The sequence below is a fragment of the Polynucleobacter sp. AP-Jannik-300A-C4 genome, assembly GCF_018688335.1.
In the GTDB taxonomy this organism is placed as follows: domain Bacteria; phylum Pseudomonadota; class Gammaproteobacteria; order Burkholderiales; family Burkholderiaceae; genus Polynucleobacter.
Window position 1 is genome coordinate 1,787,287 of record NZ_CP061316.1, and the last position, 24,837, is coordinate 1,812,123.

The 24,837-nt window shown below is 46.7% G+C and carries 22 protein-coding genes; 13 read left to right on the top strand and 9 right to left on the bottom strand.

Annotated elements, in window-relative coordinates:
* Nucleotides 1-15: 15 nt before the first annotated feature.
* Genes ubiE through FD975_RS09300 form a run of 3 tightly spaced genes read right to left on the bottom strand, consistent with a single transcriptional unit; the run spans nt 16 to nt 5,014 of the window.
* Nucleotides 16-759 (bottom strand): bifunctional demethylmenaquinone methyltransferase/2-methoxy-6-polyprenyl-1,4-benzoquinol methylase UbiE, encoded by a 744-nt coding sequence (gene ubiE, locus FD975_RS09290; RefSeq protein ID WP_215302108.1) that lies wholly within the window; start codon nt 757-759, stop codon nt 16-18.
* 26 nt (nt 760-785) lie between these two features.
* A complete protein-coding gene (locus FD975_RS09295; RefSeq protein WP_215302109.1) occupies nt 786-1,175 on the bottom strand; it encodes a gamma-butyrobetaine hydroxylase-like domain-containing protein in 390 nt (129 codons plus the stop codon).
* Nucleotides 1,175-5,014 carry an FAD/FMN-binding oxidoreductase gene (locus tag FD975_RS09300; RefSeq protein ID WP_215302110.1) on the bottom strand — a complete coding sequence of 1,280 codons (3,840 nt, stop codon included), beginning with the start codon at nt 5,012-5,014 and terminating at the stop codon, nt 1,175-1,177. Before FD975_RS09300 ends, FD975_RS09295 begins: the two co-directional genes overlap by 1 nt.
* Before the next feature lie 135 nt (nt 5,015-5,149).
* On the opposite strand from FD975_RS09300, the gene ilvA reads away from it, so the two are divergent.
* The 3 genes from ilvA to queF are packed head-to-tail and all read left to right on the top strand — an operon-like array spanning nt 5,150 to nt 8,420.
* The gene (gene ilvA, locus FD975_RS09305; RefSeq protein WP_215302111.1) at nt 5,150-6,670 is read left to right on the top strand and encodes a threonine ammonia-lyase, biosynthetic; all 1,521 of its coding nucleotides are present in this window, start codon (nt 5,150-5,152) and stop codon (nt 6,668-6,670) included.
* A gap of 14 nt (nt 6,671-6,684) precedes the next feature.
* Nucleotides 6,685-7,593, top strand: a complete 909-nt coding sequence (locus FD975_RS09310) for a 5'-nucleotidase (protein ID WP_015422050.1) — start codon at nt 6,685-6,687, stop codon at nt 7,591-7,593.
* Nucleotides 7,593-8,420 (top strand): NADPH-dependent 7-cyano-7-deazaguanine reductase QueF, encoded by an 828-nt coding sequence (queF, locus tag FD975_RS09315; protein ID WP_215302112.1) that lies wholly within the window; start codon nt 7,593-7,595, stop codon nt 8,418-8,420. The genes FD975_RS09310 and queF overlap by 1 nt, the downstream gene beginning before the upstream one ends.
* Here the strand turns inward: queF and FD975_RS09320 are convergent, their stop codons facing one another.
* From FD975_RS09320 to FD975_RS09330, 3 genes are all read right to left on the bottom strand, one after another.
* Nucleotides 8,421-9,656, bottom strand: coding sequence for a hypothetical protein (locus FD975_RS09320; RefSeq protein WP_215302113.1), 1,236 nt, complete (start codon nt 9,654-9,656; stop codon nt 8,421-8,423). It lies immediately after the preceding gene.
* A 125-nt stretch (nt 9,657-9,781) separates the two neighbouring features.
* Nucleotides 9,782-10,237 carry a single-stranded DNA-binding protein gene (ssb, locus tag FD975_RS09325; RefSeq protein WP_015422053.1) on the bottom strand — a complete coding sequence of 152 codons (456 nt, stop codon included), beginning with the start codon at nt 10,235-10,237 and terminating at the stop codon, nt 9,782-9,784.
* Between the two features lie 81 nt (nt 10,238-10,318).
* A complete protein-coding gene (locus FD975_RS09330; protein ID WP_215302114.1) occupies nt 10,319-11,503 on the bottom strand; it encodes an MFS transporter in 1,185 nt (394 codons plus the stop codon).
* 37 nt (nt 11,504-11,540) lie between these two features.
* Here FD975_RS09330 and uvrA point away from each other — a divergent pair, with 37 nt between their 5' ends.
* Nucleotides 11,541-14,429 (top strand): excinuclease ABC subunit UvrA, encoded by a 2,889-nt coding sequence (gene uvrA / locus FD975_RS09335; RefSeq protein WP_215302115.1) that lies wholly within the window; start codon nt 11,541-11,543, stop codon nt 14,427-14,429.
* 28 nt (nt 14,430-14,457) lie between these two features.
* Here the strand turns inward: uvrA and FD975_RS09340 are convergent, their stop codons facing one another.
* Nucleotides 14,458-16,437, bottom strand: a complete 1,980-nt coding sequence (locus tag FD975_RS09340) for a monovalent cation:proton antiporter family protein (protein ID WP_215302116.1) — start codon at nt 16,435-16,437, stop codon at nt 14,458-14,460.
* Between the two features lie 11 nt (nt 16,438-16,448).
* Here FD975_RS09340 and FD975_RS09345 point away from each other — a divergent pair, with 11 nt between their 5' ends.
* The 9 genes from FD975_RS09345 to rapZ all read left to right on the top strand — a co-directional run bounded on the left by FD975_RS09345 (nt 16,449) and on the right by rapZ (nt 22,909).
* Nucleotides 16,449-17,441 (top strand): SIS domain-containing protein, encoded by a 993-nt coding sequence (locus FD975_RS09345; RefSeq protein WP_215302117.1) that lies wholly within the window; start codon nt 16,449-16,451, stop codon nt 17,439-17,441.
* Between the two features lie 36 nt (nt 17,442-17,477).
* Nucleotides 17,478-18,050, top strand: a complete 573-nt coding sequence (locus tag FD975_RS09350) for an HAD family hydrolase (protein WP_215302118.1) — start codon at nt 17,478-17,480, stop codon at nt 18,048-18,050.
* 11 nt (nt 18,051-18,061) lie between these two features.
* Complete coding sequence (lptC, locus tag FD975_RS09355) at nt 18,062-18,706, top strand: LPS export ABC transporter periplasmic protein LptC (protein ID WP_215302119.1); 645 nt, start codon at nt 18,062-18,064, stop codon at nt 18,704-18,706.
* The gene (gene lptA, locus FD975_RS09360; RefSeq protein ID WP_215302120.1) at nt 18,703-19,260 is read left to right on the top strand and encodes a lipopolysaccharide transport periplasmic protein LptA; all 558 of its coding nucleotides are present in this window, start codon (nt 18,703-18,705) and stop codon (nt 19,258-19,260) included. Before lptC ends, lptA begins: the two co-directional genes overlap by 4 nt.
* Entirely contained in the window at nt 19,257-20,024 is a 768-nt protein-coding gene (lptB, locus tag FD975_RS09365) for an LPS export ABC transporter ATP-binding protein (protein WP_215302121.1), read from the top strand. Before lptA ends, lptB begins: the two co-directional genes overlap by 4 nt.
* A gap of 191 nt (nt 20,025-20,215) precedes the next feature.
* Nucleotides 20,216-20,539, top strand: coding sequence for a ribosome hibernation-promoting factor, HPF/YfiA family (gene hpf, locus FD975_RS09370; protein ID WP_215302122.1), 324 nt, complete (start codon nt 20,216-20,218; stop codon nt 20,537-20,539).
* Between the two features lie 33 nt (nt 20,540-20,572).
* Nucleotides 20,573-21,031, top strand: a complete 459-nt coding sequence (locus tag FD975_RS09375; RefSeq protein ID WP_215302123.1) for a PTS sugar transporter subunit IIA — start codon at nt 20,573-20,575, stop codon at nt 21,029-21,031.
* The gene (hprK, locus tag FD975_RS09380) at nt 21,028-22,017 is read left to right on the top strand and encodes an HPr(Ser) kinase/phosphatase (protein WP_215302124.1); all 990 of its coding nucleotides are present in this window, start codon (nt 21,028-21,030) and stop codon (nt 22,015-22,017) included. The genes FD975_RS09375 and hprK overlap by 4 nt, the downstream gene beginning before the upstream one ends.
* 1 nt (nt 22,018) lies before the next feature.
* Complete coding sequence (gene rapZ, locus FD975_RS09385) at nt 22,019-22,909, top strand: RNase adapter RapZ (protein WP_215302125.1); 891 nt, start codon at nt 22,019-22,021, stop codon at nt 22,907-22,909.
* Here the strand turns inward: rapZ and mutY are convergent.
* Nucleotides 22,854-24,014 (bottom strand): A/G-specific adenine glycosylase, encoded by a 1,161-nt coding sequence (mutY, locus tag FD975_RS09390; protein ID WP_215302126.1) that lies wholly within the window; start codon nt 24,012-24,014, stop codon nt 22,854-22,856. The genes rapZ and mutY overlap by 56 nt on opposite strands.
* Nucleotides 23,999-24,835 carry a bifunctional DNA-formamidopyrimidine glycosylase/DNA-(apurinic or apyrimidinic site) lyase gene (gene mutM / locus FD975_RS09395; RefSeq protein WP_215302127.1) on the bottom strand — a complete coding sequence of 279 codons (837 nt, stop codon included), beginning with the start codon at nt 24,833-24,835 and terminating at the stop codon, nt 23,999-24,001. The genes mutY and mutM overlap by 16 nt, the downstream gene beginning before the upstream one ends.
* Nucleotides 24,836-24,837 lie beyond the last annotated feature (2 nt).

Genomic DNA, 24,837 nt, shown 5'->3' on the forward strand with positions numbered 1-24,837 from the left:
AAAACTACAAATTCACTAGTATTTAATACCAATATGGAGCGCAACGATACCCCCAGTCATCCTATGGGTATCCACCTCATCAAAACCGACCTGCAACATCATTTCCTTAAGGGTTTGAGCATCTGGGTGCATCCGAATGGATTCGGCTAAATAACGGTAGCTCTCAGAATCCTGGGCAATTTTTTCACCCAACCAAGGTAAAACCTTGAAAGAGTATGTGTCATAGACTGGCTGTAAAAAAGCATCTGGCTTAGAAAATTCCAGCACCAGAACTCGACCGCCTGGCTTAATGACCCGCAACATCTCTGCCAAAGCAACATCTTTGTGAGTCATATTGCGCAAACCAAAAGCTACGGTCACCACGTCAAAATGATTATTGGGAAAAGGGATTTTCTCTGCATCAAACTGAACACAGGGCAAAGCCAAGCCTTGATCTAGAAGACGATCGCGACCAACTCCAAGCATGGAAGCATTAATGTCGCTTAACCACACTTGCGCCTCTGGGTTATGACCCCATTCTGCCGCACGTGCAAATGCCGCAGCCAAGTCACCTGTACCACCAGCGATATCTAAAACTTTTTGCCCAGGGCGAACTTGCGCACGAGCAATGGTGACTTTCTTCCACAAGCGATGAAGACCGAATGACATTAAGTCATTCATCACATCGTATTTACTAGCTACAGAGTGAAATACCTCTGCGACCTTACCTGCTTTTTCAGCCTCATCAACGCTTTGGTACCCAAAGTGAGTTTTACTCATATTCTTTGCTCTATCTGATGAAATACTCAATGACTACCGCAAGACTTGCCACCAGCAACGCCCATTGGAGCATCTCGGTCTAATCCAGCAGCAGCTAATTTATCTAAATGCTCTTTCCAAAGCGCTTCATGGTTCTCACACAAAAATTGCAAGTAATCCCATGAATACAAACCAGAATCATGGCCATCTGAAAAAGAAGGCTTCAATGCGTAATGACCTACCGGCTCAAGATTAGCGATGAGGACTTCACGTTTACCGGTTTGCAAAGTCTCCTGTCCAGGCCCGTGGCCTTGAACCTCAGCCGAGGGCGAAACTACTCTTAAGAACTCAAAAGGAAGACGATAAGTATTGCCGTTCTCATAAGAGAGCTCTAAAACTTTTGACTGCTGATGTACTACAACATTCGTTGGAATCATTAAACCAATACCCTTTCAATACCACCTTGATTTGCCTTGGTCACATAATCCTGCATCCAATCAGGACCCAATAATTTTTGCGCCATTTCAACTACGATGTAATCAGCAGTCGTATCACTGTCCGCATCAAAGCGGGTAAGGCCTTGTAGGCAAGAAGGGCAGCTTGTTAGCACTTTGACATCGCCAGTGAAATCGTCTTTACGTAATTCATTAGCAGCCTTCTCCATCTCGATCTGCTTACGGAAGCGGACCTGAGTCGAAATATCGGGGCGAGTTACAGCAAGCGTTCCAGACTCACCGCAGCAGCGATCATTCTTCTGAATGGCTTTGCCATCTTCAAGTTGAATCAACTCATTCACTGTCTTGAGTGGATCCTGCAACTTCATCGGTGAGTGACATGGATCGTGATACATATATTTCACGCCAGTGACATTTGAGAGCTTAACGCCCTTCTCGAGCAAATACTCATGAATATCGATGATGCGGCAACCCGGGAAGATCTGTTCAAACTGATAACCCGCTAATTGGTCGTAGCAAGTACCGCACGAAACTACGACTGTCTTAATGTCTAAATAATTCAGGGTATTCGCAACGCGATGAAAGAGGACGCGATTATCTGTAATCATCTTCTCTGCTTTATCGAAGTCGCCATTGCCGCGCTGTGGGTAACCGCAGCAGAGATAGCCTGGTGGTAATACCGTCTGTACACCCACATTCCACAGCATTGCTTGCGTAGCCAAACCTACTTGCGAGAACAAACGTTCAGAGCCGCAACCCGGGAAATAAAACACCGCTTCTGTATCCGCAGAAGTCGTTTTTGGATCGCGAATAATTGGTACGTAATTTGCGTCCTCAATATCTAAAAGTGCACGTGCTGTTTTCTTCGGCAAGTTACCAGGCATCTTCTTATTTACAAAGAAAATGACCTGCTCTTTAATATTGGGCTTGGTAACCGTTGCAGGTGGATGAGCAGTTTGCTTACGCGCCAGCTTACGGAATACATCATTGCCCAAACGCTGAAGCTTATAACCCCAACCAATCATAGTCTTACGTGCCAACTTGATTGTGTCTGGATCAGTGGCATTCAAGAAGAGCATAGATGCCGCTGTTCCTGGATTGAAACGTTGTTGACCCATCTTACGCAATAAGTTGCGCATATTCATGGTGACATCACCGAAGTCAATTTTGACTGGGCATGGCGTTAAGCACTTATGACATACAGTGCAATGCGCTGCAACGTCATCAAACATTTCCCAATGACGAATCGATACGCCACGGCGTGTCTGCTCTTCATACAAAAAGGCTTCGATTAACAGCGAGGTTGCCAAAATTTTGTCGCGTGGACTGTAAAGCAAGTTTGCGCGCGGCACATGTGTAGAGCACACCGGCTTGCACTTACCGCAGCGTAAACAATCTTTCACGCTATCTGCAATTGCACCAATATCACTTTGCTGCATGATGATGGACTCATGACCCATCAAACCAAAGCTCGGAGTGTAGGCAATGCTGAGATCCGCATGCGGCATTAACTTGCCTTTGTTGAAGCGGCCTTCAGGATCTACACGTTTTTTGTAAGCGCGGAAATCTTTGAGCTCTTCCTCAGTCAAATACTCAAGCTTTGTAATACCAATCCCATGCTCACCCGAAATCACGCCATCTAATGAGCGGGCCAGTTTCATAATCCGATCGACTGCACGATGTGCATCTTGCAACATCTCGTAGTCATCCGAGTTCACCGGAATATTGGTATGCACATTACCGTCACCAGCATGCATATGTAGGGCCACAAAAACACGCTTACGTAAAATGTTTTTGTGAATAGCCTCTAATTCATTGAGGATGGGCTCAAACGCCAAGCCGCCAAAAATGATTCTCAGTTCAGCACGAACCTCAGTCTTCCATGAAGCACGTAAACTGTAATTCTGCAGATCTGGGAAGTACGTATCCATCTGTGTCAACCAGTCTGACCAAAGCGCCCGGACTTTAGCAATCAGTTCTAACGCTTGCTGAACACGATCACCTAAGATTTCAGCGCTAGGGATCTCATAGTCTTCGTCATTTTTACCAAGCGGCAAGGCGCTCTTTGTCAAAAATGCTTCGAGACCATCTAAAACTTGTAATTTATTTTTAAGCGAGAGTTCAATATTGATGCGCTCGATGCCCTCGGTGTACTCACCCATACGTGGCAATGGGATCACCACGTCTTCGTTGATCTTAAAAGCGTTGGTATGGCGAGCAATCGCAGCAGTACGCGCACGATCTAGCCAAAACTTCTTACGTGCTTCGGCGCTAACGGCCACAAAGCCTTCGCCCACTCGGTTGTTAGCCATGCGCACAACTTCACTAGTCGCTGCAGCCACCGCCTCTTCATCATCGCCAGCAATATCGCCAATTAATACCATCTTAGGCAAAGCATTACGCTTGGACTTCGTGGAATATCCGACCGCTCTTAAGTAACGATCATCCAAATGCTCTAGGCCAGCAAGAATTGGTCCACCATCTTTACTCAAGCCATCGAGATAGGCTTTAATTTCTACAATGCTTGGGATCGCCTCTTGTGCTTGGCCAAAAAACTCTAAGCAAACCGTACGCATGTATTTAGGCATGCGATGCAAAATCCAAGTAGCACTGGTAATTAAACCGTCGCAGCCTTCTTTTTGAACGCCAGGTAAGCCTGATAAAAACTTATCAGTCACATCTTTACCTAAGCCTTCTTTACGGAAGCGCTTACCTTCCACTTCCAAAGTTTCTGTTTTAAGAATGCGTTCGCCGGGTTCACTCAAGCCATCAGACCAAGTCAGTTGAAAACGCACTTTATCTACTACGTGAATTTTTCCCAGATTGTGGTCAAGACGTTCGATATCTAGCCAATTACCCTCTGGATCGACCATGCGCCAGCTAGCTAAGTTATCAAGTGCTGTGCCCCACAAGACCGCCTTCTTACCGCCAGCGTTCATGGCAATGTTGCCGCCAATACAACTCGCATCAGCTGAAGTTGGGTCGACCGCAAACACCAGCCCAGAGCGCTCTGCAGCATCTGACACTCTACGAGTGACTACACCAGCCCCAGTAAAGATTGTAGAAACTTCATGCCCTACACCCGGTAAGTGTTTGAGTTTGACGGCATCGATTTGCTCAAGCTTCTCAGTATTAATCACTGCCGACATAGCGTAGAGAGGAATAGCGCCACCGGTGTAACCCGTACCACCTCCGCGAGGAATGATGGTTAAACCCAATTCAACACAGGCTTTCACTAAACCAGGGATTTCAGATTCGTAATCCGGCTTAAGCACTACCAATGGAAACTCAACACGCCAGTCTGTTGCATCAGTCACATGCGCTGCACGTGAGACACCATCAAAACAAATATTGTCAGAGGCAGTAATGCGGCCCAACTCTTTACGAGCGCGCTTACGAATTTCAGTAACTTCCTTAAAGCCCTGCTCAAAACTTTCAACCGCATGATGTGCGGCTTTCAACAAAACCTGAACTTGCTCAGCAGATTCACCACTAGATCTTTTCTTCACCTCGCCAAGACGATGCCAAAGAGCATCAATCAACAATTTGCGACGATTGGCGTTATCCAATAAGTCATCTTGCAGGAAAGGATTGCGTTGCACAACCCAGATGTCACCCAGAACTTCAAACAACATGCGAGCCGAGCGGCCAGTGCGACGCACTCCACGCAAATCATTCAGAACGCGCCATGACTCCTCACCCAACAAGCGAATAACGATTTCACGATCGGAAAAAGAGGTGTAGTTGTAGGGGATTTCGCGGAGGCGGGGTGAGCCCGCTTCGGCATCCAACAACTGGTTCAAAGCTAATGGAGCGTTCATAGCGTCATATTTGATAAATATGCATTTTAATTGAGGGATCTTGATATTGGCAGGAAACCAAGAAAGATGTTGGTCTAAGGCGATAAACCCTTGCAAATCTAAGGGCTTAGAGCCCATTCATGGTACGCTCATCGCATGGCAACGAACTATTTAAAGAAAATTTTATCGGCCCGAGTCTACGATGTGGCCAGGGAAACAGAGCTCCAAGTAGCCCCCGAACTCACGAAGCGCTTAGGTAATCAAGTTTTACTCAAAAGAGAGGATAACCAGCCGGTTTTCTCCTTCAAACTGCGTGGCGCCTATAACAAAATGGCCCATTTACCCCCAGAAGCCCTGAAACGGGGGGTTATTGCAGCTTCAGCTGGGAATCATGCCCAAGGCGTGGCCTTGGCAGCAGCCAAAATGAAGTGCAAGGCAGTCATCGTGATGCCCCTCACCACCCCCAGCGTCAAAATTGAAGCAGTCAAGGCGCGCGGCGGGTCTTGGGTTGAAGTCATCTTGCATGGTGAGTCCTATAGCGATGCCTTCCAATACTCTGAATTATTGGAAAAAAAACGGGGCTTAACCTTTGTCCATCCTTTTGATGACCCTGATGTCATTGCTGGACAAGGAACGATTGCCCAAGAAATTTTTCAGCAGTATCAAGATCCTATCGATGCCATTTTTGTCGCTATCGGTGGTGGTGGCCTGATTGCAGGCATCGGTGAATACGTCAAGGCAGTTAGCCCTAAAACCAAAGTGATCGGCGTTCAGTCGGTTGATTCAGATGCAATGAGAAGATCGCTCGAAGCCAATAAGCGCATCGAGATGAAAGATGTCGGCCTCTTTTCCGATGGCACCGCAGTCAAACTCGTTGGTAAAGAAACTTTCCGCATCTGCAAACGCGTAGTTGATGACATCATCACCGTTGATACAGATGAAATCTGCGCTGCCATCAATGATGTTTTCACAGATACCCGCAGCATTCTGGAGCCGGCTGGCGCTTTAGCCATTGCCGGTATGAAGAAGTATGTCGAGAAGCATCGTCTGAAAAAGAAAACATTGGTAGCAATTGCTTGTGGTGCGAATATGAATTTCAGTCGCCTGCGCTTTGTTGCCGAACGCGCTGATGTTGGTGAATTCCGCGAAGCCGTTTTTGCAGTCACCATTCCAGAAGAGCGTGGCTCATTCAAGCGCTTCTGCGAGTTACTTGGTAAGCGTAATGTCACTGAATTCAACTACCGTATTGCCGACCAAAGCGAAGCGCATATTTTTGTTGGTATTGGCACTCAAAAGGCTGCTGATAGCACCACTATTGCAAAGCATTTTCGCAAAGCAAAATTTGCAACGATCGATTTGACACATGATGAGTTAGCAAAGTCCCACCTGCGCCACATGGTGGGTGGTCGATCTACTCTTGCTCAGGATGAACTACTCTATCGCTTTGAATTTCCAGAGCGCCCAGGTGCACTCATGAAGTTCCTCACCAGCATGGCGCCCAATTGGAATATCAGCCTATTTCATTACCGCAATCATGGTGCAGACTATGGCCGCATCTTAGTAGGTCTTCAGGTTCCCAAAAATGAGCAAAAGAAGTTTCAAAACTTCTTGGCTTCGCTTGGTTACCCACACTGGAATGAAACTGATAATCCCGCTTATCGCCTGTTCCTTAAATGAGATGTAATTCGTAAATGTCATACACACTCACTGGAAAACTCGTTGTTGCGATTTCATCGCGCGCCTTATTTGATTTCGAAGAAGAAAATCGTATTTTCGAATCCACAGATGACAGCGCCTATATGAAACTCCAATTAGAGCGTTTATCTAAAGCTGCACAAACAGGCGTTGCCTTTCCATTGGTAAAGAAGTTGCTCGCTTTCAACGAAGAGGGTGAGCAGCGTGTTGAGGTAGTGATTCTTTCTCGCAATGATCCAGTTAGCGGCTTACGCGTATTCCGTTCAGCCGAACATCATGGCCTTCATTTGGAGCGCGGCGTATTTACCAGGGGGCGCCCACCTTATCACTACCTTCGCTCGCTACATGCCAACTTATTTCTCTCAGCTAACGAAGACGATGTGCGTGCCACGATTGACGCAGGTTTTCCTGCTGCACGTGTTTATCCAGAATCTAGCAAGACTGCAGAGTCTCATCCCAATGAAATCCGTATCGCCTTTGACGGAGATGCTGTTTTGTTTTCCGATGAGGCGGAGCAAGTATTTCAGAGTGAAGGCTTGGTTGCCTTTGTAGACCACGAAAGTAAAAAAGCTGCGATCCCTCTGCCACCGGGCCCATTTAAACCTTTGCTAGAAGCGCTGCATCGCTTGCAACGCACCACTAGTGAGAAGGGCATGCGCATTCGCACCGCTTTAGTCACCGCTCGCTCAGCGCCTGCACATGAGCGTGCTATTCGTACGCTCATGGCTTGGGGTATCGATGTGGATGAAGCCATGTTCCTCGGCGGACTTTCCAAAAGTGAGTTCCTGCGCGAATTTGAGCCAGACTTCTTCTTTGATGATCAAACAGGTCACTGCCAATCTGCTGCATCAGTAGCGCCTACTGGTCATGTCGTATCTGGCGTATCCAATAAACCTAAAAGCTAATGTCCACACTTTCTCTTGGTCAAGCAACGCAATATCCCGATCAATACGATCCGAGTTTGCTCTTTCCTATTCCGCGTTCAGAGAATCGCCTTAAGCTTGATATCAAGCCCAATCAAGCCTTACCTTTTGTTGGTGTTGATATTTGGAATGCCTTTGAACTTGGCTGGCTCAATAAAAAAGGGAAACCCCAGATTGCTCTAGCGGAATTTCAGATACCAGCTGACTCTCCGAACATGATTGAGTCCAAATCATTCAAGCTCTACTTAAATAGCCTGAATAACGCTCGCTTTGAAGATGAAGCGGAAATCCGCGAAAGATTGATCGCCGATTTATCGGCAGTAGCTGGTAGCAAGATTGCCACTCGCATCAATCCCACTGAAGCGGTTGCTAAAAAAGGAATACAAGAGATGAGTGGCGTTCTCATGGACCGTCTGGATATCGAAATTGATCCGAGCCTATCTGCAGATCCTGGCTTGCTTGAAGTAAATGAATCATTTGGACCCATCGAGCAATGCTTGGTTTCGCATTTACTCAAATCCAATTGTCCGGTGACAGGTCAACCCGATTGGGCTAGCGTGCAAATTCGCTATCAAGGTCGTCCGATTTTGGAAGAAGGCTTGCTGCGCTACTTAATCGGATTTAGGCAAAAGGGAGAGTTTCATGAGCATTGCGTTGAAACCATCTTTACCGACATCAAGCGCCAGTGCAAACCGGAGAAACTTTCCGTCTACGCTCGTTACACCCGACGCGGTGGTCTAGACATCAACCCCTTCCGCACCGATCACAATGCGCCCTGGCCTGACAATACGCGCCACGCTAGGCAATAACTAAGGCTCGGTCACCTGTTTTACTGGTGCTACGCTGGGCCCATAAATCAGCTCAAGATTTTTTTGAATACTAGGCGCTTGCGAGAAACAGCTTTTAACTAGCGCTGGATTTGCATACCAATCGGCATCATCTCTCGCTTCGTCAATAAATGATTTCATGACAATGGCACTATCGACATCATCAAGCCCAGCAGCCTTAAGTTTTGTAAATCCCGATGAACAAGCTTTTGCCAAATCAAGGCCTTCTGCTTTAGAAATACGCTGAAGTAGGCTAGGTGCTGAGCTATTTAAGATCTGCATAAAATTGAGTCCTGAGCCAGGCATTTGGAAATTTAAAATGTATTCAGATGAAAGATTTTCTCGACTTGCCAATCCCTCAATTTGGGACACTGTTGGATAAAACACGCTGCGAAAAAATTGAAACTCCAGTTTTACAGTAAACAGAAGTTGTTTTTCAGATTTAGGATCTTTTTGTAATTGCAGAATTTGCTTGTCACTCAGGCTGCCAACACTTTGATCCGCTTTGTAAACTAGGATTTCAACCGCTCGAATCCCTTTGCGCAATTCTGACCAATTAAAAGTAACGGGCACCTTAGCGTCAATCATTCCCTGTAAAAGACTATTAGCTTTCTTTTGGGTCTCACCTACCACTGAGTTTCCAACTGTTGCTGAAATTCCGCCGATCGCAGCTGCTGAACCACCAGTTGCAACAATTGCAGCAGCCCCCAATAGCAATTTGGCAGAACCAATGAAATCCTGATTAGAGTCACTTGAACTTCTGACATTGAGCACTAAGGAGAGCGCTCCTGGATTGAATATGGAATAAGTTCCCAGCACCGTCATGGGCACTATTAATAATGGAGTGGTACTCAATGAGGCGCACTCAGAACCGCCCTCTCTTCCATCAAAGGTAGCAATCGGAATTTCTAACTTATCGAGCTTACCCTTGAAGCCCTGAGTCACAACCGATAATACGAGTTGCGTTTTATCAGATCCCCAAAAACTACGACTAGCCATTTGCGTACAACTACTCACAGGAATTACTTCAGAACTAATCGTGAGGTATCCGTCATTACCTCGCCCTTCGTTTAACCAATCCGGAGGATCCCCTTTAACAAAAGAGGGGTTCATGTCTGGAAAGAAAAAGGGGGCTCCCAAGGATGACTGTGGCAAAACGCCAATGCAAATGGCTACAGATGCCAAAAGTGGAGATTTGATTGCCCCTAGGAGATTCATGAGCACATTTTAAGGTGAATACAGCAAATTAAGCATCGCAAACGCCTACATCAAAAAGAAACCCCAGGAAGCTTATGCTTGCTGGGGTTGATTGCTATGCAGTCAAATAACTGCTTACGCACCAATTAAAACGGAATATCGTCATCCATTGCGCCTAGGGATGCAGCATTTGAGGATGCTGGTGCAGACTGCTCAGCCGGCTTTGAGCGGCTATAACTTTCACCACCATCACCACCGCCACCCACTGGCTTACCACCCAGCATTTGCATTGTTTCTGCAACGATCTCGGTGGAATATTTTTCTTGGCCACTGGCATCAGTCCATTTACGCGTACGTAAACGACCTTCTACATAAACTTGTGAACCTTTTTTGAGGTATTGACCAGCGATCTCTGCAAGCTTGCCAAAGAATGCAACGCGGTGCCATTCTGTGGTTTCTTTCATTTCGCCAGACTGCTTATCTTTGTAACGATCTGATGTCGCTACTGAAATATTGGTTACTGCGTCGCCGCTTGGCATATAACGTGTCTCTGGGTCGCGCCCTACGTTACCTACGATGATGACCTTATTTACCGAAGCCATGTTGTCTCCCGAAGAAAAATACTACTGTTATTACTACTAAAAAATAAACTACTAGCTTTAATTAAACCAATGAAGCTACGGTTATGCCTTTGCCACTTCATCCTTTGAAACGACTACTTTCGCAGGCAATTCACGCATCGACCAAGCAATTATAAGCCAGCATAAAAGCAATACTGCACCCATAACAAAGACCGATAAATCACCGTGGCTATCCATCAAATATCCTCCAATGACAGCACCTGTAAAGAGGCCTATCGACTGAGTAGTGTTGTAAACACCCAATGCTGTGCCCTTAGATTCTTTGGCAAAACGAGAGACTAATGATGGCTGTAACGCTTCAAGTAAGTTGAAACCTACAAAGTAAATTAACAATGCAATCGCAATGCCAATAATAGAGTGAGTGCTTGTAAATACAAATTCAGCAATCAGGAGCAACACAATCGCCACCAATAAGATGGTTCTTAGCTGCTGCTTCTTTTCGCCAAAAATTAGAATCGGCGCCATTAGGAAAAAGGAGAGCAAAACAACAGGGAGATAAACCTGCCAATGTGATGGCAAGGGCAAGCCTGCTTGCACCAATAAACGCGGTACCACTAAGAACATCGCTACTTGAGTTGCATGCAAAACAAATACGCCGGCATTAAGACGCATTAACTCAGGACGCAAAAAGACTTCCTTCAGGCTTGCTTGTTGCACCCTTGGCTCGGGCTTAGAACTTGGCAGAATGTAATAAGCAACAAACATCGCACCAATACCTAATACCGCTAAGACTACAAAAATTCCGCTCAAACTAATTAATCGATAGATTGGGGCAGCAATCACGAGCGACAAAGCAAAAGATAGAGCAATACTCCCTCCCACCAAGGCCATAGCCCGAGTGCGCACCTGCTCACGCGTTAAATCGGCAACCCAAGCGGAAATCGCAGCTGAGACCGCACCAGCGCCCATTACCCCGCGGCCAATAGCAATCCAAAGAAGATCGTCTTGAGCAGCGCAAATTAAGGCACCCGCAACGAATAAAGACAAGCCCCACAAAACGACAGGTTTTCGGCCAATTCGGTCAGAAAGCCGGCCTAAAGGGATATAGAAGCAGGCCTGGACAATATTGAATATTCCCAGGGTTAATCCAACCCATAGAGCATGTTCGCCGCCCGGCAAACCGTGTGCATGGATGCTGAAAACCGGCAAAAGCAGAAATAGGCCCAGCATACGGAGGCCAAAGATGCCTGCTAAGGCCAGAGTGGAGCGAAGTTCAGAAGGATTCATGGGAAAGGGCTATATTAACAAGTTACGCTAAAAAATCATGAATAACGAAATTAAGATCCGCGGTGCACGCACGCACAACCTCAAAAACATCAATCTAGATATCCCTAGAGAGAAACTGGTCGTTTTGACTGGCCTGTCTGGCTCAGGCAAAAGCTCATTGGCTTTTGACACCCTATATGCCGAAGGCCAGCGTCGCTATGTAGAGTCCTTATCGGCTTACGCACGCCAGTTCTTGCAGTTAATGGAAAAGCCTGATGTCGATACGATAGAAGGTCTCTCCCCGGCAATCTCAATTGAGCAAAAAGCCACTAGCCATAATCCGCGCTCAACCGTGGGTACAGTGACAGAAATTCATGATTACTTGCGCTTACTCTTTGCCCGCGCCGGTACCCCGCATTGCCCAGACCACGATCTGCCATTGGAGGCGCAAAGTGTCTCTCAAATGGTGGATACGGTTTTAGCAATGCCTGAAGATACCAAGCTCATGATTCTGGCTCCGGTAGTTAGTGAGCGTAAAGGCGAATTCATTGACTTATTCCAAGATCTCCAAGCCCAAGGCTTTGTTCGCTTTCGTGTGCGCTCTGGTGGCGGCACAACCAATACTGCCAAAGCAGAGATCTTTGAAGTGGATCAATTGCCGACACTAAAGAAGAACGATAAGCACTCCATTGAAGTAGTGGTAGATCGCATCAAAGTGCGTCCTGATATTCAGCAACGTGTAGCGGAATCCTTCGAGACAGCTCTACGTCTTGCTGACGGCAAAGCCATGATTGTCAATATGGACACCGGCAAGGAAATGATTTTCTCCAGTAAGTTTGCTTGCCCCATCTGCTCGTATTCATTGCAAGAGTTAGAGCCACGGCTCTTCTCATTTAATAACCCAATGGGTGCTTGCCCATCTTGCGATGGCCTAGGCCATCAGTCTTTTTTTGATCCTAAACGCATTGTTGCGCACCCTGATTTATCACTTGCATCTGGCGCTATCAAAGGCTGGGATCGTCGCAATCAGTTTTACTTCAAGCTCTTACAGACACTTGCAAAGCATGGCGGCTTTGATGTCGAAAAACCCTTTGAAACTTTAAATAAGAAACAGCAAGATCTCATTTTGCTGGGCTCGGGTGATGTCACTATTCCATTTGAGTACATCAATGAGCGTGGCAAAAACAGTATTCGCGAGCATGCCTTTGAAGGCATTGTTGCTAACTTTGAGCGTCGCTATCGTGAGACTGACTCAGCAACAGTTCGGGAAGAATTATCACGCTACCAAAATGTACAAACCTGTCCATCATGCAACGGTAGTCGTTTACGCAAAGAAGCTCGCTTTGTCAAAGTAGGTGACGGCAAGCAGTCTCGCGCCATTTATGAAATCAGCGCCCTACCTTTAAAAGAAGCGAAAGAATATTTTGAGTCATTAGAGCTCAAAGGAGCTAAACGGGAAATCGCCGACAAAATTGTTAAAGAGATTGGCTCACGTCTGCGCTTCCTCAATGATGTGGGTTTAGATTACCTCTCACTAGAACGTAGCGCAGATACGCTCTCTGGTGGAGAAGCGCAGCGTATTCGCCTGGCATCACAGATTGGCTCCGGCCTAACTGGCGTCATGTATGTACTAGATGAGCCTTCGATTGGTTTGCATCAACGTGATAACGATAGACTCATCGGAACACTCAAGCATTTGCGTGATCTGGGCAATAGCGTTCTAGTAGTTGAGCATGATGAAGACATGATTCGCGCTTCTGACTATGTCATTGATATTGGTCCTGGCGCTGGCGTGCATGGTGGTGAAGTAGTAGCCGAAGGTACTCCTGCAGAGGTAGAGGCCAATCTGAAGTCTTTAACAGGCGCCTACCTATCTGGTCGCGAGTGGATTGCAGTTCCAGAAAAACGCATTCCAGTAAATGACAAGTTCTTAGAAATCATCGGTGCACGTGGCAACAATTTGCAATCCGTTCATGCCAAGATTCCAGTCGGCCTATTAACCTGTGTCACCGGTGTCTCTGGCTCTGGCAAGTCGACGCTGATTAACGACACACTGCACCATGCAGTTGCACAGCATATTTATGGATCGAATGCTGAACCTGCAGCACATGATGCGATTAAGGGCTTAGAAAACTTTGACAAGGTCATTAGCGTCGACCAATCTCCAATTGGCAGAACGCCACGCTCCAACCCTGCTACTTACACCGGATTATTTACACCGATTAGAGAGCTCTTCTGTGGTGTACCTGCCGCACGTGAGCGCGGATATGAAGCTGGACGTTTTTCTTTCAATGTCAAAGGTGGTCGTTGCGATGCCTGCGAAGGCGATGGCGTTATTAAAGTCGAAATGCACTTCTTGCCAGACGTCTATGTACCTTGCGATGTCTGTCATGGCAAACGCTACAACCGCGAGACATTAGACATTCGCTACAAAGGCAAGAATATTCATGAAGTACTGTCGATGACCATCGAGCAAGCCCATGAATTCTTCGAAGCAGTGCCTATTGTTAAACGCAAACTCAAAACCTTGCTCGATGTAGGTTTAGGTTATGTGAAGCTAGGTCAAAGTGCCACAACCTTATCTGGTGGTGAGGCACAACGTGTCAAACTCTCCTTAGAACTTTCTAAGCGCGATACCGGAAGAACACTCTATATCTTGGATGAGCCAACTACGGGCTTGCATTTCCATGACATTCAATTATTGCTGACTGTTCTTCAAACTTTGAAAAAGCAAGGCAATACGATCGTCATCATTGAGCACAACTTAGATGTCATCAAGACTGCCGACTGGATTATTGACTTAGGCCCTAAAGGTGGCGCTGGTGGTGGACAAATTATTGCGACCGGTACACCTGAAGAAGTTGCGAAGAACGAGGCTAGCTTTACCGGTCACTACTTGGCACCGCTACTAGTGCGCAAACCAGCGCCGGGAAAAAAGAAGAAATAATTCAGAAATCGGAAGTAACTGAATACACTCAGAGCAATTTAGATTCGGCTAAATCAGTCGCCTCTGAATTGCCTGAGAGCACTAGGATATCGTTAGCTTGCAAACGTAAGTCTGGAGTGAGCTCCAATTTGACATAGTCGGAGCCATCCACTTTTCGCCTGACAGCTTGTACGCTCACGCCTTCGTTTTCAAGGTGTAACTCTTCAAGAGTCTGGCCAATACTCGCTGACTCAGGCAACAAAGTTACCGAGTGCAAACGCCATGACTCCTTGGTGTCGACTTCATCATCAACCCCCCGGAAATAGCCGCGCAAAAGACTGTAACGCGCTTCGCGTGCACTGGTAATTCGACGTACGACCTTACGCATAGGTACGCCCATCATTAATAAAACGTGTGATGCCATCATGAGACTACCCTCGATTAACTCAGGCACCACCTCAGTTGCTCCAGCTGCTTGTAACTTAGCTAAATCAGCATCATCCTTAGTGCGCACCAGTACAGTCATACCTGGACGCAAACGCTCAACCTGATGCAATACTTTTAAGGTTGCTGGGGTATCTGCATAGGTAATTACTACTGCCTTTGCTCTCGACAAACCCGCGGCTACTAAATAATTTTCTCGACTAGCATCACCATAGACCACGTTATCCCCAGCGGCAGCAGCTTCTTTAACTCGATCTGGATCCATATCTAAGGCAATGTAAGGAATTTTTTCTTGATCGAGCATGCGGGCCAAGCTTTGTCCTGAACGACCAAAACCGCAAATAACAACATGGTTTTCAGTTCGGACACTTTTTGCTGCGACGCGTGTCAGCGCTAATGATTGCAACAACCACTCATTACTCGAGAAGCGCATCGCAATCCGATCGCTATATTCAATCAAGAAAGGTGCGCCAAACATCGAGAGCAACATGGCAGCCAGTACAGCCTGACTCAAAGCAGGATCGATTAAATCCAAGCCATCAATCTGATTTAAAAGAACGAAGCCAAATTCGCCAGCCTGCGCTAAACACAAGCCTGTCCGAATCGAGATACCAGGGCTTGAACCAAAAGCACGTGACAGTAAGGCAATCAAACCAAACTTGAAAATCAAAGGGCCAATCAGTAAGAGCAGCACTAGCAACCACTGTTGGTAAATGACATTAAAGTCCAACAGCATGCCAATGGTAATAAAGAACAGACCCAAGAGGACATCCCTAAAAGGCTTCACGTCCTCCTCAACCTGATGGCGGTAGGGTGTCTCGGCAATCAACATACCCGCCAAGAAAGCCCCTAGCGCAAGTGATAAACCAAAATGTTCTGTAAGTGCTGACATACCCAAAACAATCAGCAGCAAGTTGAGCATGAATAACTCTTGCGAGCGCAGCTTGGTAACCAAACTAAACCAGCGACTCATTAAAGTTTGGCCAATCACAAAAATCAGAACCAGCGCCACCGATATCTTGATGGAGGCTGCGGTCAAGGCCAAAAATAAGTCTCCAGGATTTTTACCCAGTGAGGGGATCAAAATAAGCAAGAAGACCACCGCTAAATCCTGAAATAGCAAAATACCGATGATGTTGCGCCCATGCTCAGTCTCAATTTCTGAACGATCGGCAATGAGCTTGGTAACGATAGCAGTTGAGGACATGGCCAGGGCACCCCCCAGGGCAATGGCTGCCTGCCAGGAAATGGGGTAAATCCAGTTCATCATCAAGCTTGCCGGCACTGCAAGCAAGATAGTCAAAAGCACCTGGCTGCCACCCAAGCCAAATACGATGCTTCGCATGGCCCGCAGCTTGTGGAGGTTAAATTCCAGGCCAATTGAAAACATCAAGAAAACCACGCCAAATTCAGCCAAATACTTAACTGTGGCGGAATCATTGGCCAAACCCAGGGCATGCGGCCCAATTAGGACGCCAATGGCAAGATAGCCCAAAATGGGGGGGAGCCCAAAATAGCGGAAAATAACTACCCCGGCCACTCCGGAGGCCAACAAGATGAGAGTTAATTGAAGGACTGACGGCATATACTCACCCCATGATAGCTAAGACTCGTGACCGAACCCTAAAGCTTGCGCGTGACACCCTCACCATTGAGGCTGCTGCACTGCACACTATGCGTGATCGCCTTGAAGGCGCCAATGCCGATGCCCTCGTTTTGGCAGTGGATTTACTGCATTCCTGCAAGGGCCGCATCGTCGTTTCTGGAATTGGTAAATCAGGTCATATCGCCCGAAAGATTGCTGCCACCTTTGCCTCTACCGGCTCCCCCGCTTTTTTTGTACATCCCGCCGAAGCCAGTCATGGCGACCTAGGAATGGTTACGCGTGATGATGTCTTTGTTGCACTCTCTAATTCCGGCGAGACTGATGAGCTTCTCACCATTGTGCCAATCGTCAAGCGCACCGGTGCAAAACTCATTGCACTAACTGGTGCACCAAATTCTTCATTAGCAAAGTTGGCTGATGCCCATTTAGACACCAGCGTTGAAAAAGAAGCATGTCCACTTAACTTGGCACCAACTACCAGCACAACTGCAGCACTCGCTATGGGTGATGCCCTAGCTGTTGCCTTACTTGATGCTCGCGGCTTTCAGGCTGAAGATTTTCAACGTTCCCACCCAGGCGGCCGCTTGGGTCGCAAGCAACTGATGCATGTCAGCGAAGTGATGCGCAACTTTGATGAGACTCCTAAGATTGCGATCTCCGCTTCCCTGCAAGAAGCTTTACTGGAAATGACCGCTAAACGCATGGGCATGGTGGTCACTTTAGATAACCAAAATAAAGTCGCTGGCATTTTTACTGACGGCGACTTGCGTCGTCTACTAGAGAAGAGCACCAATTTGGATGGGCTCACCTTAGAAAAAGCAACTACTTCAGCACCCCGCACAATTCCTCCCGAACTTTTGGCAGAAGAAGCTATTGAGATGATGGAAAAACATCGCATCAATCATTTAGTTGTAACCGATCCTCATGGAGCATTACTTGGAGCGCTCAACCTCCATGATTTATTTGCCGCCAAGGTTATTTAAGCTTTTTACTTTTTAATCATTCATCCACTCACCTACATGCCAACCGCCTTTAATGCTCACCAAACCAATCCTCTGAGCCAGTATCCACAGGCCTGGGAGCGCGCTGGGGCAGTCAAGTTACTCGTACTCGATGTCGATGGGGTCTTAACCAATGGACAGGTATTTCTTGGTGAAAACGGTAAGGAGTCTCTGAAAGCTTTTGATATTCAAGATGGCTTGGGAATCAAGCTCTTAGAAAAAATTGGTATTCCAACAGTCATCATTACTGGGCGTAGCTCCAAAATGGTTTTGGCTCGCTGTGATGAACTCGGTATCAAGCATGTGCACATGGGTGTTGAAAATAAAGCCGTAGCCCTAGAAAAGATTTTGCAATCACTTGGACTAAAGCAGTCTGATTGCGCCGTGATGGGTGATGACTGGCCTGATTTTCAAATGATGAAGTCTGCAGGTTTAAAAGTATGTCCTGCACAAGGGCATGATGCCGTGAAAGAAACTGCTCACTTTATTACCACTAGATCTGGTGGATATGGCGCAGTACGTGAAGTCTGCGACTTGATTCTAAAAGCGCAAAATCGCTATGACGAATTACTTGCTCAGGCACGCGCTTAAGGTTTGTCTCAATGGAACTGAATGCCAAACAAATTAAATTGAGTATCTGGCGTGGCCTATTGCGCCTAATGCCATTGATCTTGATGAGCACACTTACTCTCGTCACTTTTTGGCTGGTTAAGAAAAATGCTCCCGTAGAAAAATCAGCACTAGAACGGGTACGCTTACATGAGCCTGACTACACTATTACCAATGGCGCCCTTTCCGCGCTCAACGAAGCTGGCAATACCAAATATCGCGTGCTGGGCAAGAAAGTGATTCACTACGACGATGATGCTTCAATTGATATTGAAACACCTCGTATACGCTTGTTCCCCCCTGAAAAGTCGCCGATTACCGTGAAAGCGGACTCAGGTCATTTAGATGGCGACATCACCATACTAGATCTCATCAATAATGCTGAAATTTTTCGTCCACCACAAGCTGCTACCGCGACCGAACCAGCTAGACCACGCATGATTGCACGCTCTTCGTATTTCAAGGTACTCATCAATGACGACATTATTGAGACCAATAAACCCATTACGCTTGAGCAAGGCGTTTCCATCATGCGCTCAACTGATGGTGGCACATTCAACAACATCGAACAAAGTATGGTGCTGTCTGGCCAAGTAAGAGGTCGCATCGAGCGTGTTCAACCTGGAGCACAGCCATGAGCTTCTTACGCAAACTAGCAATACATTGTGGATTGTTAGCAGCTTGCTTTATCGCACCTGCTCATGCTGAAAAAGCAGATCAAGATAAACCGGTAGTTTTGGAAGCAGAAAAAGTTTCTGTGAATGATGTGCAACAAGTCTATGAGCTTGATGGTCAGGTACTCTTGACCAAGGGCAGCATTTTAATTACCGGCGAAAAAGGCAATATCAAAGTTGATCCTGAAGGCTATGAGTACGTTGATGTTCAAGGCAATCCAGAATCAACGGCCAGCTTCAGGCAAAGACGCGAAGGTCCGGCTAATGAGTTTATGCAGGGTCGCGGTCAAACAGTTACTTACAATGCAAAAACTGAATTACTTACCCTAACTGGTGATGCTAACTTGAAGCGTCTTCACAATATGCAAATGTTGGATCAATTACACGGCTGGAAAATCGATTACGACGATGTCCTGCAGCGCTATCAAGTCACGCCACCCCCAAATGCTAAACCAGAAGATCTGCCTTTGGCTAAAGCCATCCTTTCACCAAGAAGAAAAGCTACACTAGAGAGATGACCACGGATTCCAGCAGCATTCAAAAGCCAGCAACCCTCAGCGCCCAGCATCTTCAAAAGCGTTATGGATCTCGCACAGTAGTTCGGGATGTATCAGTAGAGGTTAAATGCGGCGAAGTGGTTGGACTCTTGGGCCCTAATGGTGCTGGTAAAACCACCTCTTTCTACATGATTGTTGGCTTGGTTCCACTTGATGGTGGAAGTATTGTTCTGGATGGCACAGACATAACCCATCTCCCAATTCATGAACGAGCTCGTATGGGCCTGTCATACCTCCCTCAAGAAGCTTCTGTTTTCAGAAAGCTGAACGTAGCCGAAAATATTCAAGCGGTATTAGAGCTGCAGGTGCAAGGCGGCAAACCATTGAGTAAGTCTGAGATTGCGCATCGCCTAGATGAACTCTTGGGCGAACTTCAAATTAGCCATCTTCGTGATAACCCAGCACTATCCTTGTCTGGAGGTGAGCGTCGTCGTGTTGAGATTGCAAGAGCGCTTGCCTCTCAGCCTAAATTCATTTTGCTGGATGAGCCATTTGCCGGCGTTGATCCGATTGCAGTTGGGGAGATCCAGCGGATTGTGCGCTTCTTAAGAGACCGTCAAATTGGTGTGTTGATAACGGACCATAACGTACGCGAAACCTTAGGTATTTGCGATCATGCCTACATCATCAGTGAGGGTAGCGTGCTGGCAGAAGGCAAACCAGACCAAATCATTGAGAATGACGCCGTCAGAAGAGTGTATCTAGGCGAAAATTTCCGCATGTAGCTATTTCGGTTTTTTTAAATATTTATTAAATAAACATGATCTGCCCCCTTGGTTTTCAGCAAAATCGCTGATACGCTGGAGGTTCATGAAGTTCATTTCCAAATAATCAAGTACATCATTACAGGGGCTTGCTGCGCACCCTGGGTAATTATTTGCGCATGCATTTGTTTTGCTATGAATAGGAGCTGCTGATGAATCTGAAAATTAATAGTCGTCATGTTGAAGTTACTCCAGCCATGCGTTCCCACCTTGAAGCTGGGTTAGCTAAAATTCGCAAGCACTTTGATCACGTCCTAGATGCCTCAGCATTTTTGATTGTCGATAACGCCAAAGAAAAAAATCTTCGTCAAGCAGCCGAGATCACAATTCACCTTAAAGGCAAAGATCTTTATGCTGAAGCGCATAACGCTGATCTGTACCACGCTATGGATGCGGTGGTCGATAAACTAGAGCGTCAAGTTGTGAAGCACAAAGAAAAGATTCAAGACCATCACCATGAAAAGCATTTTGAGTGATGTCCCGCTTCAGGACACCTATAATCAATTGACATGAATGCCCTGACCGATCTTTTCGCTTTAGACCGCATTGCCTTAAATAGCCCCTCTAAAAATCGGGCTGAGGCATTTGCGGCTGTAGGACAGCTATTTGCAAAACAGGCAGGTCTTGAATCTGAAGCAATCGTTGGCTTCTTAAATGCTCGCGAGGACTTAGGTTCTACTGCCTTGGGTGCCGGCGTTGCTATCCCCCACGGCCGTGTAAAAGGGCTGAAGAGTCCGATTGCTGCGTTCGTCAAATTAAAGGAGCCGATTGAGTTTGCCGCACCCGATGGTGAGGCTGTCTCTATTTTGATTTTTTTGCTCGTCCCCGAAAAAGCGACTCAGCAGCATTTAGAAATTCTGTCTTCCATTGCACAACTGCTCTCTGACCCAGATGCCAGAAAATCGCTTGCCACTGAAGACAGCCCAGAAAAGGTGTGCCAGCTATTACAGACTTGGGGCTCCGCTTGACAACCCAACCCTTACTCCTTGAAGGAGTTACAGCCCAACAGATCTTTGATGACAACGTCTCTGACTTAAAGCTCTCCTGGATCGGTGGCCTAGAAGGGGCAGACCGTACATTTCCTGCGGAGGCTGTCAAGGCTGCCGCAGCTAGCTCTGACTTAGTAGGTCACTTAAATCTCATACACCCAAGCCGTATTCAGATTTTTGGTGAGCAAGAGGTTGATTACCATGCTCAGCTCGAACAAAAACAAAGGCAAGATCAGATCTCCAGCTTAATTTCAAAAACACCACCTTGTGTGATTGTTGCTGATGGGAAAACAGCTGATGCCGATCTACAACTTTTCTGCCAAAGATCCTCTACCCCACTCTTTACAACAACTATTTCTGCTGCCGAGGTAATTGACCACCTACGCACCTACCTCACAAAGATTGGTGCGCCCCAAATTACGATGCATGGCGTGTTCATGGATATCTTAGGCTTAGGTGTTTTAATCATGGGCGAATCTGGCTTGGGAAAAAGCGAATTAGGCTTAGAGCTGATTTCTCGCGGCCACGGTTTAGTGGCTGATGATGCAGTGGACTTCGCGCGTCTCGGACCAGACTACATCGAGGGTCGCTGCCCCGTGATTCTGCGCAACCTCCTAGAGGTACGTGGACTAGGCTTATTGGATATCCGCACTATTTTTGGTGAAACGGCCGTGCGTCGTAAATTAAAATTACGTTTGATAGTTCAACTCGTTCGTCGTAACGATGGTGAATTTGAGCGCCTTCCACTGGAAGCGCAGCATATTGATGTGCTGGGCATTCCAATAAGGACCGTCAAAATTCAAGTGGCTGCAGGGCGTAACTTGGCTGTACTAGTAGAGGCGGCAGTCCGCAATACTATTCTGCAACTGCGGGGCATTGATACCTTAAAAGAATTTATGGAGCGTCAGCGTTTGCAAATGAATGCAGAGGCTGAATCTACTAAGTCACAGGGTCGACTCATTTAATATGCAAATCAATCTGATTACCGGTATTTCCGGCTCAGGTAAATCCGTTGCGCTGAGAGTCTTTGAAGATGCAGGTTATGACTGTGTAGATAACCTTCCAGTCACCCTCTTAGAAAATCTCATCACCACTCTAGAGAGTGAGAAGAGTGAACGCGTTGCAGTAGCCATTGATGCCCGTCGCGGCCAGTCAATCGCAGAGCTACCCCAGATCTTAGAAAACTTACGACGCAGCCATGATGTGCGAGTTGTTTTCTTGAATGCAGTTACCAATACACTCATTCAGCGTTTTTCTGAGACCCGAAGACGTCATCCCCTCTCTGGTAAAACTCAAGAGAGTCAGGCGGCTACCCTGATAGAGGCGATTGATACAGAGCGTAACCTACTAGAACCCCTTCGCACCCAAGCGCATAGCATTGATACCAGCAACTTACCCGCCCATGCCCTACGCTCTTGGATACAGGATCTTCTGAAAGATAAGCCTCAAGGGCTTACTGTGATTTTTGAATCTTTTGGATTTAAAAAAGGTTTACCTAGTGAAGCAGATCTTGTATTTGATGTTCGTTGCCTACCAAATCCGCACTATGACAAAGCCTTAAGACCACTGTCCGGAAAAGATCAGCCTGTGCGTGAATTCTTGGAAAAAATTCCTGAAGTCGTGAGCATGGAGAATGACATTATTCAATTTATTGAAAAATGGTTGCCCCACTACATTGCAGATGGTCGTAGTTATTTGACTGTTGCTATCGGCTGTACCGGTGGACAACATCGCTCTGTCTACTTGGTCACTCGGATTGCTGCGCATTTTCTGCCGCAAAAAGATTTGTCATCACTGCAGATTAATTTCTTAAGCCGTCACCGCGAGTTAGACTCAATCCCTGCAGTAGCAATTTGATTGGTTGAGGTAGACCGTATTTTCCAAGCTGACGTAATGGCACCCACTTCAAATTATCACTAGAGAATTTCAGGGCATCGCTTGATGTCACATGCCAGATTTGCATCCACAAACGTCGATGGGTAAAGATATGTTTAATCTCTACTCCTTGCCCGATGGATTGAAAGCTCTTTAAAACACTGACAGTCTTTTCATCTGGCAACACCAGCTGAAACAACTCTTTAGCAGTAAAAGTAGCTGAATTGCTTGCTGAATGTTTAGAATTTTTTTCCTTAGCCCTCCACGCAGATTCTGGTAACGACCACAACCCACCCCAGATAGCTTTGTCCGGGCGCCTTTGCAGTAAGACTGAATCACCATGTCTCAGTAGCAACATATCGCAATTAAATTCAGGGGATTTTGCTTTGATTACCTTGCGAGGCAATAACAAAACCTGATCGCTGAGATTGGCTTGGCATTCTTTTTCAAATGGGCATTTTCTCTCGCCACTCAAACACACCGGCTTACGAGAAGTACACCACGTTGCCCCAAAATCCATCAGAGCCTGTGTGTATACCGGCATATCCGAAGAATTTTTAGGAAGGAGTGTTTTGGCTAGTGACCATAACTCTTCATTCACTGCCTTTTCTTGGATAGCGCCATCTACACCAAATAGTCTTGCCAAAATTCGCTTGACGTTTGCATCAAGAATGGGTGCTCGCTCATGAAATGCAAAAGCGGCTATAGCACCTGCTGTAGATCTACCAATGCCCTTAAGTTGTTCAAGCAACACCGGATCCTCTGGAAACTTTCCTCCAAATTCCAGCATCACTTGTTTGGCACAAGCGTGAAGATTGCGAGCACGCGTGTAATAACCAAGTCCTGCCCATTCGGCTAAAACATCATCTACCGGTGCAGCAGCCAATCTCTTAACACTCGGAAAACGTTTCATGAAACGCGGATAGCGCTCCAGAACAGTAGCCACTTGAGTTTGTTGCAGCATGATTTCAGATACCCATACTGCGTATGGATCTCGAATACTTTGCCATGGCAAGCCTTGACGTCCGTCTTTACCATGCCAAGAAATGAGCTTGGTAGCGAAATGCTTAATCAACGCTTCTGACATTGAGGGCAAAAATAAGTGGAGCGTTGACCCTGCACTATTTGTTTAATCGGCGTCTTACATACCTTGCAGGACTGATCTTTGCGATCATAGACTTTAGTTTGCACCATGAAGTGACCTGGGTCGCCCTCGCTATTCACAAAGTCTTTCAAAGAACTGCCACCTGCAGCAATCGCTTTTTTCAAAATCAATCTCACTGCATTAGCCAGTCTCGAACATTGTGGACGCGTTAGCTTTCCAGCAGCCTTTGCTGGATGGATGCCAGCCTCAAATAAACTTTCCGAGCAATAGATATTGCCGACACCTACTACCGCCTGTCCTGCTAATAAAAACTGCTTCACGGCAACACTGCGCTTGCGTGAGCATTGATATAAGACATCTGTGCCGAGATCACCTTCAAACTCTGCTGAAAATGGCTCAACCCCGAGTTTTTGCAAGAGTGGGTTTTTCTCAATCGACCCTTTAGATTTCGGGTGCCACAAAACGGCGCCAAACTTTCGGGGGTCATGCAGACGTAAACTGAGCTTGCCAAACTCGAATGTCACGCGATCATGCGGTTTCAGGGTGTCGCTGCTGGGCAGCACGCGCAATGTACCTGTCATGCCTAAGTGCAGCAATAAATACCCTGCCTCAAACTCCATTAAGAGGTATTTGCCTCTGCGTTCTATTCCATAGACTTTCTGGCCAGAAAGTAGTGCATTTAAATTGCTCGGCACCGGCCAACGCAGTCGACCATCAATAATTTTGACCGCGCTCACCCTACGCCCCTCTAAATGGGGAGCAATACCCAAGCGGGTAACTTCAACTTCTGGGAGTTCAGGCATAA